This window comes from Alkalinema sp. FACHB-956 (assembly GCF_014697025.1).
In the GTDB taxonomy this organism is placed as follows: Bacteria; Cyanobacteriota; Cyanobacteriia; order Leptolyngbyales; family Leptolyngbyaceae; genus Alkalinema.
In genome coordinates this window covers 392,913-407,735 of record NZ_JACJRC010000001.1, presented here as the reverse complement: position 1 = coordinate 407,735, position 14,823 = coordinate 392,913, and the positions used below count along the sequence as shown (strand labels likewise).

At 51.7% G+C, this 14,823-nt stretch carries 9 protein-coding genes; 4 read left to right on the top strand and 5 right to left on the bottom strand.

Annotated features, from left to right (window positions below; genetic code table 11):
• Positions 1 to 31 precede the first annotated feature (31 nt).
• Positions 32 to 1,012, bottom strand: coding sequence for a 16S rRNA (cytosine(1402)-N(4))-methyltransferase RsmH (gene rsmH, locus H6G21_RS01640; RefSeq protein WP_347277959.1), 981 nt, complete (start codon positions 1,010 to 1,012; stop codon positions 32 to 34).
• A gap of 419 nt (positions 1,013 to 1,431) precedes the next feature.
• On the opposite strand from rsmH, the gene hemE reads away from it, so the two are divergent.
• The 3 genes from hemE to aroB all read left to right on the top strand — a co-directional run bounded on the left by hemE (position 1,432) and on the right by aroB (position 5,136).
• A complete protein-coding gene (hemE, locus tag H6G21_RS01635) occupies positions 1,432 to 2,493 on the top strand; it encodes a uroporphyrinogen decarboxylase (protein WP_190569806.1) in 1,062 nt (353 codons plus the stop codon).
• Positions 2,494 to 2,548: 55 nt separating this feature from the next.
• The gene (locus tag H6G21_RS01630) at positions 2,549 to 3,502 is read left to right on the top strand and encodes an NAD(P)-dependent oxidoreductase (RefSeq protein WP_190569804.1); all 954 of its coding nucleotides are present in this window, start codon (positions 2,549 to 2,551) and stop codon (positions 3,500 to 3,502) included.
• A gap of 533 nt (positions 3,503 to 4,035) precedes the next feature.
• Complete coding sequence (aroB, locus tag H6G21_RS01625; RefSeq protein ID WP_190569802.1) at positions 4,036 to 5,136, top strand: 3-dehydroquinate synthase; 1,101 nt, start codon at positions 4,036 to 4,038, stop codon at positions 5,134 to 5,136.
• A 389-nt stretch (positions 5,137 to 5,525) separates the two neighbouring features.
• On the opposite strand, the gene H6G21_RS01620 is transcribed toward aroB, so the two are convergent.
• The 4 genes from H6G21_RS01620 to radA form a co-directional block, all read right to left on the bottom strand.
• The gene (locus tag H6G21_RS01620) at positions 5,526 to 9,542 is read right to left on the bottom strand and encodes a magnesium chelatase subunit H (RefSeq protein WP_190569800.1); all 4,017 of its coding nucleotides are present in this window, start codon (positions 9,540 to 9,542) and stop codon (positions 5,526 to 5,528) included.
• A gap of 881 nt (positions 9,543 to 10,423) precedes the next feature.
• Entirely contained in the window at positions 10,424 to 10,801 is a 378-nt protein-coding gene (locus H6G21_RS01615; RefSeq protein WP_190569798.1) for a hypothetical protein, read from the bottom strand.
• Positions 10,802 to 11,501: 700 nt separating this feature from the next.
• Positions 11,502 to 11,987, bottom strand: coding sequence for an allophycocyanin subunit alpha-B (apcD, locus tag H6G21_RS01610; RefSeq protein WP_190569794.1), 486 nt, complete (start codon positions 11,985 to 11,987; stop codon positions 11,502 to 11,504).
• Between the two features lie 212 nt (positions 11,988 to 12,199).
• Positions 12,200 to 13,903: a DNA repair protein RadA gene (gene radA, locus H6G21_RS25520; RefSeq protein ID WP_190569792.1), complete on the bottom strand. Its 1,704-nt coding sequence runs from the start codon at positions 13,901 to 13,903 to the stop codon at positions 12,200 to 12,202.
• Between the two features lie 178 nt (positions 13,904 to 14,081).
• On the opposite strand from radA, the gene rpaB reads away from it, so the two are divergent.
• Positions 14,082 to 14,813 carry a response regulator transcription factor RpaB gene (gene rpaB / locus H6G21_RS01600; protein WP_190569790.1) on the top strand — a complete coding sequence of 244 codons (732 nt, stop codon included), beginning with the start codon at positions 14,082 to 14,084 and terminating at the stop codon, positions 14,811 to 14,813.
• The last annotated feature ends 10 nt before the right edge of the window (positions 14,814 to 14,823 follow it).

Here is a 14,823-nt window from a genome sequence, read left to right as displayed (position 1 = left end):
CGCTAGGAAATTTGTTCAGCAGGAAATTCATTCAGCAGGAAATTCGTTCAGCCAGACGAAGCTTCGCCGATCGCGATCGACTGTTCGCCTGAATTTCTTCCTCGCTGGGCAAAATTGGCTTCTTCGTCATGACCTTCAGTAACTCCGATTCCCGCATTCGGTGCTTAACAATGCGATCCTCTAAGCTGTGAAAACTAATAATAGCCAGTCTCCCACCGGGTTTAAGCCAGAGCGGCGCTTGAGCGATGAAGGTTTCCAACACCTCTAATTCTCGGTTTACTGCGATGCGTAAGGCTTGAAACACCCGAGTCGCTGGGTGAATCCGACCATGGCGATATTTCCCAGGAACGCATTGGGCAATGGCCTCCGCCAAGCCAGTGGTGGTCTCAAAGGGGCGACGTTCGACAATTTGCCGCGCAATGCGTCGGGACAGCCGTTCTTCGCCGTAGGTGTAGAAAATATCGGCCAGTTCTTTTTCATCCCAGAAGTTAATGATTTCTGCTGCGGTTAATTCTTGCTGCTGATCCATCCGCATATCTAAGGGAGCCGTGTGGCGGAAACTAAACCCCCGATCGGCGATGTCGAACTGGGCAGAACTGACGCCGAGATCCGCTAGAATGCCGTCGAATTTTAGTTCACCCGGATTAAATGCAGCAAAATTGGTCTGATGAAATGTGACTTGGTTTTTAAAATCACCTAATGTTTCCTGGGCTGCTGCGATCGCCATGGCATCCTGATCCAACGCCACCAGTTCCACCTGAGGAGCGGCTTCCAGAATCAACCGACTGTGACCACCGCCCCCCACCGTCGCATCCAAATAGCGTCCCCCCGATCGCACTTGCAGTCCGTCGATCACTTCCTGGTAGAGAACGGAGACATGGACAAATTCTGGGCGATCTGCGCGATCGGCTTCGCGACCGATCTCGGTGTGATCGATCTGGCTGCGATCGATCGCGCTAGGCATTTCTATCGGCGACGCAGACTGGGAAATATCTTGGGAGGGTTGAGTCACAGGTTCAGTGAGGGGGCGATCGAGTGGGCAAGTTGATGCGCATTGATGCGCAAAAATGCTGTTCTATTGTCCTCAACTTTGGCGCGGACTGGGCAACTTTCTAGGAAAACCAACGGCGGGGGAATGGCCACTCACTCAGAATCTCCCTTGCAGCCAAGAAATTGCAGGCCAGAAATCGCAGGTAAGAAATCGCAGGTAAGAATCAAAACGATCGTAAAAAATATTTTTCAACCGGATAGTAAACTTCTGTAACAGTAGTAGCGCTAAAACGTTAACGCTTTGCAAGATTTACCCGGAAAAATCAGTGACCTAGATTACAAAACCTTTACAAATCAACGGTTCCGAACAAAAGCGTTACATCCCGGTGATAGTCTAGCTTTTGTATTTATTGTGAAAACGCAAGATAGCAAGAGGCGGAAATGACCGGGGCAAACGATATTCCATACCTGTTACGCGCTGCGAAGGGAGAAGTGCTGGCTCGTCCGCCCGTTTGGATGATGCGTCAGGCAGGTCGGTACATGAAGGTTTATCGTGACCTGCGCGATAAATATCCGTCCTTCCGGGAGCGCTCTGAAAATCCCGATCTGTCGATCGAAATTTCGCTACAACCTTGGCGGGCCTTCCGTCCCGATGGCGTCATCATGTTCTCCGATATTCTGACGCCATTACCGGGCATGGGGATCAACTTTGACATCATCGAAAGCCGGGGGCCGATTATCGATCCGCCTATCCGCACCATGGAACAGGTGAAGCAACTGCGCCTGCTCAACCCGGAAGAATCGCTGCCCTTTGTCAAAACGGTGCTGCAATCCCTGCGCCAAGAAGTGGGCAACCAAGCAGCCGTTCTGGGCTTTGTCGGTGCGCCTTGGACCTTAGCAGCTTACGCCGTGGAAGGCAAGAGTTCCAAAGACTATGCCGTGATCAAGCGCATGGCCTTCTGCGAGCCGGAAACCCTGCACGCACTGCTGTCCCTGTTGGCGGATTCGATCGCAGAATACGTTCGCTACCAAATCGACAGTGGCGCGCAACTGGTGCAAATGTTTGATTCCTGGGCCGGACACCTCAGCCCGATCGACTATGACACCTTTGCCCTGCCCTATCAACAACGGGTCTTCCAGCAAGTCAAGCAAACCCACCCCGACACCCCACTTGTGCTCTACATCAGTGGTAGCGCGGGTGTGTTGGAGCGTATGGGCCAATCTGGCTGCGACTTTGTCAGCGTGGACTGGACGGTGGATATGGCCGATGCCCGTCATCGCCTAGGCCATGAGATCGGGGTACAAGGTAACGTTGATCCCGGTGTGCTGTTTGGGTCTAAGGAAATTATTCGCGATCGCATCTTAGATACCGTGCGCAAAGCCGGAAACCGGAAGCACATTCTGAACCTAGGGCATGGTATTCTACCCGGTACTCCAGAAGAAAATGCCGCCTTTTTCTTTGAAACTGCCAAACAACTGGATCAGTTGATGGCAACTGCCTAAGGGGTATAGGGTACGGCGTGACCCTGTACTATCCATTCCGTACCCACCCACATCCATGACCCATAAGCGTATTTTTGTGACTGGTGCCAGTGGCTGTATTGGTCACTATATGGTGGATCAGTTAATTCATCAGACGCAGCATGAGCTATTTTTGCTGGTCAGAAATCCTGAGAAGCTCAAGTTTGACTACAATGCTCGTCCTGGAATCAAGTTGCTGGTCGGGGATATCAAGGAAATCGATCGCTTCGCGGCACTCCTGCAAACGATCGATTGCGCTATCCTAGCTGCAACTTCGTGGGGTGGATTTGAAGAGGTCTATGACGTGAATGTCACCAAGACCCAGGAATTAATTAATCTACTGAATCCCGACCTGTGTCAGCAAATTATTTACTTTTCGACCGCTAGCATTCTCGATCGACAAAATCAGCCCTTGCCAGAAGCGGGGCAGTTCGGGACGGATTACATTCGATCGAAGTATCTCTGTCACCAAGAATTACAACATTCTCCTTGGAAGGACAAAATTACGACGGTCTATCCGACGCTAGTGTTTGGTGGAGACGATCGTTTTCCGAAGTCCCATCTATCTTCTGGGTTGAAGGATGTTGTCAAGTGGATTAAGCTGATTCGCTTTTTCCGAGCCGATGGCAGTTTCCACTTTATCCACGGGCGGGATATTGCCCAAGTCGTGAACTATTTCGTCGATCATCCCCCAGCATTGGGAGAACGGCGCGATTTTGTACTGGGGAACGATCGTTATTCCGTCGATCGAGTCATTTCCGAAGTGTGTGCTTATTTAAAGATTCCCATTTACTTCCGCATTCCACTCTATACCTGGCTAGCGGATCTCATCACATTTCTCTTTCGGATTCAAATGGCTGATTGGGATCGTTTCTCTTTGCGCTATCGTCATTTTACCCATCAACAGGTTGTCAATCCCCAAACCTTTGGGTTGGTGTCCTACTGTTCTACCCTCGGGGATGTGTTACGAATTACTGGAATTCTGCGCTAGTCGGAATCTCCCAGGATCTCTGTGAGTCTCAACCTGTCTCTGATTGCAACTTCAACGGTTCAATTTCAATTGTGATTGCAACTTGGGTTTCAAGATTTTCATAGGCCCAATTCATAGCCAACCCAAACAATTCATAGCCAACACAAAAAGGCATCTTCTACAACTAGGAGATGCCTTTTCCACTGAATTGTCACAGGATTGCATTGCTGCAGAACTGCTTAGATCAGTTTGATGCCACGGAAGACTTTGAACAGACTGATCGCAGTTACAAATGCAGCCCCCAGGAGGACAAAGTACAGCACTACGCTACCCATATTGGTTTTCCTCAGTATTCTCGCTTTTAGCAATATACACCGATTTAGACAGTGATTTGGAGAGTGATTTGGAGAGTGATTGAGACATTGGATTGAGGCGATCGGTGGAGCGCTACAAGGGACGGGGGCAGAACGAGAAACCTCTCCGATGAAAGAGATGGAGCATGGCAGAATAGATAGACTGAGTAATTTTTCGTCCTACCTCATTTTTTTACGACTATGCCATCTGTGATTCCTGTTGCGTTGCCGCAAAATCCCTATGAAATCGCGATCGAAGCGGGCTTGATCGATCGCCTAGGCGCTTGGATGACGGATGAAAAGCTGAAGAAAATGGGCCGGAAAGCGCTGGTGGTCTCCAATCCCACGATTTTTAAACACTATGGGCAACGGGTAGTCGATTCACTCCAGTCAGCCGGCTTTTCGGTGGGACAGGTCATTTTGCCACCGGGAGAACGCTACAAAACGCCTTCGACACTGCAAAAAATTTACGATGCGGCCTTAGAAAATCGGCTAGAGCGATCGTCGGTAATGGTGGCACTGGGCGGCGGCGTGATTGGCGATATGACGGGCTTTGCAGCGGCAACTTGGTTACGGGGCATCAATGTGGTGCAGGTGCCGACGAGCTTGCTGGCAATGGTGGATGCAGCGATCGGGGGTAAAACGGGAGTCAACCATCCCAAGGGCAAAAACCTGATTGGGGCGTTCCATCAACCGCGACTAGTGGTGATCGATCCGCAGGTGCTGAAAACCTTGCCGGTACGAGAGTTCCGCGCGGGGATGGCGGAAGTGATTAAGTATGGCGTGATTTGGGATGCGGAATTATTCCAAAAGCTAGAGGAAGCCAAGCGACTGGATCAGGCTCGCTACGTTGGTGAAGCGTTACTCCAAGACATTCTGGAGCGATCCTGTGGAGCCAAGGCCCATGTTGTCGCGAAGGATGAAAAGGAATCGGGGCTGCGGGAAATTCTCAACTACGGGCATACGATAGGCCACGCGGTGGAAAGCTTGACGGGCTACCGGCTGGTGAACCATGGGGAAGCGGTGGGCATTGGCATGGTGGCCGCTGGGGAAATTGCTGTTGCCATGGGGCTGTGGACGCGGGAGGAGTGCGATCGGCAAAATGCGTTGATTGCCAAATGTGCCCTACCGACCAAGCTTCCCACCACCATGGACTTTGATGCCATTATTGCCTCGACCCAGAACGATAAAAAGGTGCAGGCGGGGCAAGTGCGATTCGTCCTACCGGACACGATCGGGCATGTGAATGTTACCGATCAAGTGACACCGGAGATTATTAAACAGGTGTTGCAAGAGATGTAATCCTGACGTAAGTTCGATGACTTTGTGGTGTGGCGCGCTCGTTGGGGCTGCTGCGCAGCATGGATTCGTAATGTGACACGATCGTCGGGGCTGCTGCGCAGCGAAGATCGGGGAACTTCTCCCCTCAAGGCAGTTTGCTCTGGCAGAGCGTCAGAGAAACTACCTTGCCCCCTGACATGTCAGGGGACTCTACTCCCCCGACACCCCCCGAACGTGAATTCTCCGTCCCAGTACAGGGGATTTGTGAGGGCAACTTGCAATACCTATCAAAAGCAGGGGGGGTATCACTAGACAGTGATACCCCCCCTGCTCTCTGGAACTCATTGAAAGTTTAGCGGGGGCCTCCAGTCCTTTCAGATTGAAGGCCCCATAGTTAGACTCAGGTGAACTTACTCAACGCCTTCAATGCGGTCTTCTACTTCTTGGTAGAGTTCGCGTAGGCGATCGAGGTTTTCCTCCGAAGTATCCCAGTAGCCGCGACCATTGGCTTCCAGCAGAGTCGTCACCATCTTGCGGAAGGAGTTGGGGTTGAGATCCATCAACCGTTTGCACATCTCCTCATCCTTGATGAAGGTAGAGTTGGTATCTTCATAGATCCAGTTATCCACCGCATCCGCCGTCGCAGACCAACCCATCGTGTTGACCAAACGCTTCGACAACTCCCGCACCCCTTCGTACCCGTGGGAGAGCATCCCCTCGTACCACTTGGGATTCAGCAACTTCGTCCGTGAATCTAAGCGCACCGTTTCCGAAAGCGTCCGAATCTGGGCATTGGCCGTGGTGGTATCCGCCATAAAGGACGCCGGAGCCTTCCCATCATCCCGCAGGCGCGCCACGATCTTGGTCGGATCGGAGTCGTAGTAGTGGGACACATCCGTCAAGGAAATTTCCGAGGAATCCAGGTTCTGGAAGGTCACATCCGCCGTTTTCAGGGCTGCCCGGAAGACTTGCTCATTCTGCTCCATCACTCCAGGATTATCCGCCGAGAAGGCAAAGCCCTTGCGGGAGAGGTACATGTTTTGCAGTTCCTCTTCATTTTCCCAGGTGCCATTTTCCACCGCCAAGTTGATGTTGGAGGAGTAGGAACCGGAGGCATTGGAGAAGACACGGGTTGCGGCCTCACGAATATTCACGCCCAGTTCTTCCGCCTGTTGCAAGGCATGTTTGCGAACGAAGTTCATCTCTAGGGGCTCATCCGCTTCCGCAGCCATTTTGACCGCTTTGTCCAACAGCGCCATTTGGTTAATGAACAGGTCGCGGAAGACCCCAGAACAGTTGACCACAACGTCAATCCGAGGACGACCCAGTTCATGGAGCGGAATCAACTCTAACTTGTTGACACGACCAAAGGAATCGGGAATCGGCTTCGCACCCACCATCCAAAGGATTTGTGCCAAGGATTCCCCATAGGTTTTGATGTTATCCGTTCCCCAGAGGACGCAGGCGATCGTTTCGGGATAGGCTCCGTTGTTCTCGGTTTTCTGCCGATCGATCAAACGATCGACCACAATCTTGGCCGACTTCACCGCCGCCGCCGTGGGAATCGACTGCGGGTCCAGGGCATGGATATTTTTACCCGTGGGCAACACATCTGGGTTACGAATCGGGTCACCACCGGGGCCAGGATTGATGTATTCCCCATTCAGACCCGTTAGCAAGCCGCCCAGTTCGTTATCCGCCACCACTTGCTTCAGGCAGAACTGCAAGAACTCAAACAATGGCTTCAAGGCATCGGGATCCACATTGGTGTAGCCCAAATCGTGGAGAGCTTGCACCCAGGGTTCCTTCTTCTGGGCTCCAAATCCTGCAAACAGGTTGGAGAACATCGAGGTTTTAGAAACCCGACCTTCTTCATCTTGCTGCGATCGCACCATGGCCGTGACCGCTGCACGGGTGGCCTGCTGAACGTCGTTGAGCAGTTGCACATCCGCCAACACACCCAGGTCACTGTTTTTGAAGATCTCGTCGATGTTGCGGTAAACGCTATTGGCAATGACGCGCGGCAGACTGAGGATTTCCTCCTCCTCCCGATCGAGGCTGGCAATGTTCACCAACGTGGCGATCGCTTCCTCCGCCGTGGGGGGCTTGCCAATCACATGCAGACCACAGGGCAGCAACCGCGACTCGATCTCCATAATCTTGATGTAGATCTTGCCGACAATGCCATCGCGATCGTCTTGGGTCAGTTCCGCCGCTGAACCCTCCGGCAACACCACATCCTTATCCAGGTTGCAGATGCGGGCCTTGTCCATAATCGTGTCTACGATCTGCACGCCGCGCCCACTGTCCTTCATGGTTTGGTAGGAGCCGATCAACTCGCTCAGCTCCTTCAAGCCCTTGTAAAGCCCCGCATTTTCCGCCGGAGGGGTCAGATAGGAAATCGTTTCCGCGTAGCTACGGCGCTTGGCGATCGTGGCTTCCGACGGATTGTTAGCCGCGTAGTAATACAGGTTGGGAATGGACCCAATCAAGCTGTCGGGATAGCAGGTATCGGACATCCCCATTTGTTTCCCAGGCATGAACTCCAAGGATCCGTGGGTACCGAAGTGCAGGACAGCATCCGCTTGCCAAACCTTTTCCAGGTAGGTGTAGTAGGCGGCAAATCCGTGGTGGGGACTGGCCGATCGGGAGAACAGCAGCCGCATCGGGTCGCCTTCGTAGCCAAAGGTGGGCTGCACACCGATGAAGACATTACCAAACTGCTTACCGAATACCAGCAGATTTTGGCCATCGGTATTCAGATGACCGGGAGGTGGCCCCCAGGATTCGTGCAGGCGCTCTTGGTAGGGCGTCAGGCGCTCGTACTCCTCAACCGACATGCGGTAGGCGATGTTCAGCTCAGGGCTGTTGTACTGGGCTTGGGCATCGTGCAGCACTTCCAGCATCAGGGATTTGGAATCTTCGGGTACGCCGTCGATCGTGTAGCCGTCGGCTTTCAAGCCTTCCAGCACCTTGTAGATGGAGCCAAACACATCCAGGTAAGCAGCGGTACCCACGTTGCCCTTGTCCGGCGGGAAGCTAAAGACCGTAATGGCCACCTTCTTCTCAGCCTTGGGTTTGCGGCGCAGGTTAGCCCACTTCAAAGCCCGTTGCGCGATCGCTTCGACCCGATCTTGCAGGGTAATCGCCTTACCCGTGGCACCATCGCGACCGGACATGATGATGGGTTCGATCGCCCCGTCCAGTTCCGGCAGGGCAATTTGCAGGGCCACTTGAATGGGGTGCAGACCCAGTTCGCTTTCCTGCCATTCCTCGGTGGTTTGGAAGACCAGCGGCAAGGCCACCATGTAGGGACGGTTCAAGCGTTTGAGCGATTCCACCGCCTTGGGATGATCCTGTTTGGCAGGGCCACCCACCAGGGCAAAGCCAGTCAGGGAAACCACGACATCAACGATCGCTTGATTTTGCTCGATCGGATCGTAGAAATAGGCATCCACAGGTTTGGAGAAGTCCAAGCCCCCCGCAAACACCGGAATGACACGGGCACCTAGGGCTTCAAATTCCGACAACACAGACACGTAGTGGGCATCGTCCCCGGTCACAATGTGCGTCCGTTGCAGCACCAACCCAACCGTTGGGCAATCGCCCCGCCGCTGAGCCTCGGGCAAATCGCCACGGGAGGCATACCAGTTGAAGTATTCCTTGGCATCTTCGTACATCGTGGGAGCCAAGGGATGCCAAATCCCCATGTCGGGATAGGTGACCGGCTCACTGTACTCAAGGTTGGGAGAATCTTTCGTGGCCCCAGCGATCGCCCTTTCACCCTTGAAGACGTAGCGATCGGCCAGCATGAGCAGGAAGTTTTCCAGGTTATCTTGGTTGCCCCCTAGCCAGTACTGGAAGCTCAGCATAAAGTTGCGGGCATCCTGGGCTTTTTCCACGGGCAGATATTTCAGCACCGTCGGCAAGGTCCGCAGCAGCTTGAGCATGGCGTCTTGGAAGCCAGCGCCAGACTTCTCTTTACGCTTCTTCATGAAGCTGGAAATGACGCTCTTAGACTGGCCGATCTGCGCCAGGGAGAAGCTGCCCATTTTATTGAGACGCATCACCTGTGGCATTGAAGGGAAGACCACAGAAACATCTAGATTGGCTTTAACAGGCTCCACCGCCTCGACGATCTTATCTGCCAAATCTTCCAGGAAGATCAGAGAAGCAATAAAGACGTTGGCCTCTGCCACATCCCGTTTGAAATCTTCGTAATTACTCGCATCCCGCAGCTCTTCAATCAAGTAACCACTAATTTCAACGGCTATATCTGGGTTACTGGCGTTAATCGATCGCACAGCTGCGGACAATGCGCTCTGGTACTGGGGTTCCAACACGACGTACACCACCTTGACCAAGGAGCGACCATTGAGGTCATCGGGTTGAATGTGGCGGACAGAAGGTTTGGTGTAAGTGAACATGCGGGTCAAGACTCCTTCGATGCGTGTTCTCCTCTGCTAGAGCGACAGACCTAGCAGCGATCGAAAATTTATGAGGGAAAAGGCACAGTTAGACACGGGACACTACAACTCTACGGCAAGCTACAGAAAGCCCAAGGACAGAAATCTAAAGCATGCGACAGAGATTCTGCCAGCACCCGGCGAAATTACAAAACTTCTAACAAGCCAGTGCAAACAAATGTTTGAAACCGAGTAGGAAGTTTGCAATTTACAATTTTCATCTATAACAAATGGTTTTTACCAGAAAACCAGACCAGAACTGCGTTTCAGGCAGCAACTGACACAATTTGATATAAACTCTGTGACTATCATTAATTTTTTTTAACAAAAATGAGAGTATTCACTCCAATAATTTTTACAAAAGTTAAACATTGAGTCAACTACTCTCCACTGTAATGCCGTTAATTACTGCTCAATGGCACTCTATCCTTGGTGTTCATCAATTTAGAACCGATTGAAAAATCTATTGCAGATCGATGCATTACCAGGGTTCGAGCTCCGAGACAGATTCAATTCTTCAGCGCCTAATTCTTGGGCACCTAATTCTCCAGAACCTAATTCTCCAGCGCTGGCAGCATGAGAAACCGTGTCATGCCATCTCACATTTCTGCTACTAGAATTGCTGTTTCTAGCCTCGCCATCTAATCAAGTAGCTTTATAAAAAGCTTTATAAAAATTTAAAGACTGCTGATTGGTTCAACAGTCTCTGGAAAAGATTTCTCGAACCACTCCCCTGAATTTTCCAGGAAAATCGATCGCTGATGAAAGGCAAACCCAGCGGGTGAACAGTCAAGCCATCGGAGCCGAGCCAGCTCAGAAGCCCCTTACACCAAGCCCAGCATTTATTGCCCGGACTGGACTCCTGTTTTCTGTTCGATCGGAAAGCTGACAAACAATTTACTGATGTTTCCTGAATAGGCGGTCGTGATGCCTAGTAAAAACAAACTCGCAATTAAAGCAACGATCGAAGAGGGGGTCTTGAAGCCAGAATCTCGGACGAGGCGAGAAATCGGATGACTCTGGAGCCGTAGAATTTTGACCGATGGAAGCTGCCAACGAAACGGATCCCGAACATAATGGCCCGTCCCACTGGCCACTAGCCGCGAACCACAGTGGGGACACACTTTCAATCCGCCGATCGCCAATCCTTCACAAACGATGGCAGACCCGTGGCAAATCGGACAATGGGAATAGCTACGATCGCAAAACTCAGCGCTCATGAATGAAACTCTGGCAAAGATTCGTAGAAACAAACCTTACTGTCATAACCTATTTTTGAGGGACTGCACCCTAAAAAGATCTTAAAGGTTAAATTATCCAGACAGATCAGGTTGGATCATTCAAGATTCCATAACTCTAGTCTAGCGATGTTCGGTTCCGCCAGGGTAGAGGATGTATGAATCTTTTCGCCGCGATAGGTTTTCGTCCAAGCGATAGGTTTTCGTCCAATCAAACGCGACATCAACCCACACCCTCAGCCCACTCAACAAAAAAGGAACGACAGAAGCCGTTCCCTCAATCACAATGTTTTTCGATAACCCCAATGAGCGACCTGATGGAAAATTTCCAGAAAAATCAGGACTCAAAACTTGGCTGCACTCAGCAACTGAACTCAGAAAACCAGCCTAAATCCTTATACCAAATCAACCTGTGATTGCAACCCATGACGATCCCCCTAAATCCCCCTTAAAAAGGAGGACTTTGAAAGAATTTGACTAAATTCCCCCCTTTTTAAGGGGGGCTAGGGGGGATCGGATCTGTAGCATTGATAAATCAATTTGGTATTAGGTTCAACATCTCTAGGTTAAACATCCCTAGGTTCGAAGTCCCTAAGGCAAAACCTCCTAAGTCTAAAATCCCTAAGGCAAAAACCTTTGAATTCCAAACCTAGGACAGGGTTGAACTAGGATATAGCCTGAATTAGGACATAGCTTGAATGATGATGTCGAAGTAGGGAGCAGTTGCTGCTGCGTCAGCATCACTGAGTAAGTCCAAAGCCGCTGACTTGAGACACTTGATAGCATCCGCCATACCTGGAACTGGAACACCGAGGGAGTTGTACATTTCCCGTGCTCCCACCAACCCGATCGATTCGATCGGCTCTTGATTGCCTGCCAGAACCCCGTAGGTAACTAGCCGTAGGTACCAGCCATAGTCGCGGATGCATTGCGCCCGCTCCCGGCTGCCGTAGGCATTACCACCAGGGGAGATGTAGTCCGGATGAATCTTCCAGAGGTTTTTAGAAGCTTCGTCTACAATCTTTTTTTCGTTTTCAGCGAGGATTTCAGCGATGCGAGTCCGCTGCTCACCAGTTTTAAAAAAATCTGCTACGCCTTTGAGTTCACCGCTGGTGAGATACCGGAGTTCGTCGTCGGCTTTAAGGATGACTTGGCTAACTACGCTCATATCGATGGAGGTTTGATTTGCGGTCTTTCAGAATTCTCCTTGTAGTTTATCCAGTTTAGGGTGCATCCAAAATGGGAAAGGCGAGATTTCTGGGAAATCGTTTACAAAAGTTCATTAATTCCCCTTGTTTTGATCGGCTTGCGATCGACCCATAATCGATGATTTTGGCGGCAGTCTGCGCCAAAAACCCCCCGAAAAACCAGATGATTCGGTTACTCCGCCTCCCAGCGATCGGTTTCTGCTTCACGGGTGATTTCTGAACTGGGTCGGCTGGCCACGAGGGCGATCGCAATGGCATCCATCACGCGGGCCACGGGAATAATTTCCAGACCGACGGAATTGTAATTGCCCCCTTTGGGCACGATCGCCCGTTTGAAGCCCAGTTTGGCGGCTTCCTTCAACCGCAACTCCATCTGGGACACCGGTCGCACCTGGCCGCCCAAGCCCACTTCGCCAATCAGCACCGTCTGCGGATCGACCGTGCGATCGCGGAAACTAGCGGCCACGGCGATCGCCACGCCCAGATCGGCAGCGGGTTCACCGACGCTGAGCCCTCCGGATGAGGCCACATAGGCGTCGAGTTTGGACAGCGGAATGCCAACACGCTTTTCCAGCACCGCCAAAATTTGCAGCAGCCGATTGTACTCAATCCCTGTAGTGGAACGGCGCGGCGAACTGTAACTGGTGGGAGCAACCAGGGCTTGCAATTCCACCACGATCGGTCTGGTGCCCTCGCAGGCCACGATCGTCGCAGTGCCGGAAGATGGTTCCTCCCGGTTGCCTAAAAAGAGTTCGGAGGGATTCAAGATTTCCTGTAAGCCTTGATCCACCATTTCAAACACACCCACTTCATGGGTCGCCCCAAAACGATTTTTCACCGATCGCAGTAAGCGATGGCTGGCGAAGCGATCGCCCTCAAAGTACAAAACCGTATCGACAAGATGTTCCAGAACCTTTGGCCCTGCGATCGCGCCCTCTTTGGTGACATGTCCTACGATGAACAGCGTAATGCCCAATCGCTTAGCCAACTGCATCAACAACGAGGTACATTCCCGCACCTGGGCCACGGAACCAGGCGCAGACGTGAGGGCCGCGTAGTACAGCGCTTGGATACTGTCAATCACCGCTACCCGAGGCCGCAGGGATTCTAACTCCGTCAAAATCGTATCGAGATCAATTTCCGGCAAGAGGTATAAATCGCCGGTGGCAGAATCCGGATTATCAGCAACTGGATTCGCTAAATCAGCTGGATTCGCTAAATCAGCTGGATTCGCTAAATCAGCGGCAGGCGTCTCGCCATCTGCGGTGGCTGTTTTCTTAGCGCGGGGCTGTTTGGTGCGGGTGGATTTGGGCGGGGCTACTTCTGCGGCATCCAAGTTCCGAGTGTCAACAGGTCGATCGCCGCTGGAATCGGGATCTGTCAAGGTCGATCGCCCCAGACCAATGCCCAACCGTTGGGCTCTGAGTTTAACCTGCTGCCCCGATTCCTCCGCACAGACATAGAGAATGCTGTGGGTTTGGGCTAAGCGGTTGGCTGTTTGCAGCAGCAGGGTTGATTTGCCAATGCCCGGATCGCCCCCAATCAGCACTAGGGAACCTGGCACAATGCCCCCACCCAGCACCCGATCGAGTTCGCTATATCCAGATGCAAGTCGAGCTTGGGGGTGATCTTGGATTTGCCCCAAGGTCAACGAAGACACAGGGCGAGGTTCACTGGTGGCATCCCGCGATCGTCGTCCCCGACTTAATTGCAGGAGCGGACTTTGGCTGAGGCGATTGCTACTGCTACTGGAAGCAGCGGCTGAAACTTGCTCCTCTAAAGCGTTCCAGGCATGACAAGCCGGACAACGACCAAAGTACTGGGGAAATTCTGCACCACATTGATTGCAAACAAAGAGCGATCGTGCCTTGGGCATGGATAGAGGACGTGAAGGGCAATTCTTTACAATCTCTATAAGTCTTAAGAAAGCCTGAAGCTTCGTAATAATCAGGATCTTAGGTTATCAAATCAAATACATGTTCTATTATTGTTAATCATAGAGTATGAAAACTTAACTCATTCAGGATTGCCTCTTTGAAGGAGCGTTACCCAAATTGGAAACTCATAAAGAAAAAATCCTAGTTGTGGATGACGAAGCTAGCATTCGTCGGATTTTAGAAACTCGCCTTTCCATGATTGGCTATGACGTGGTGACCGCCGCCGATGGAGAGGAAGCCCTGGATACCTTTCGCAATGCTGATCCAGACTTGGTTGTCCTAGATGTCATGATGCCCAAGCTAGATGGCTATGGTGTTTGCCAAGAGCTTCGCAAAGAGTCTGATGTCCCGATTATTATGCTGACGGCGTTGGGTGACGTGGCCGATCGCATTACGGGGCTAGAACTGGGGGCTGATGACTATGTCGTCAAGCCATTTTCGCCGAAGGAACTGGAAGCACGGATTCGATCGGTACTACGACGAGTTGAGAAAAACTCTGCAACGGGAATTCCCAGCTCCGGCGTCATTCAAATCAATACGATTCGGATCGATACCAATAAGCGCCAAGTGTACAAAGGGGATGAGCGCATTCGGCTCACGGGTATGGAATTTAGCCTGTTAGAGCTATTGGTCAGCAAGTCGGGCGACCCCTTCTCACGGGCAGAAATTCTCCAGGAAGTTTGGGGCTACACGCCTGAACGGCATGTGGATACTCGGGTGGTAGACGTTCATATTTCTCGCCTGCGCGCCAAGCTGGAAGATGACCCGAGCAATCCGGAACTGATTCTCACGGCAAGAGGGACGGGTTATCTATTCCAACGCATTTTAGAACCGGGGGAATTGGAATAGCCTATCAATC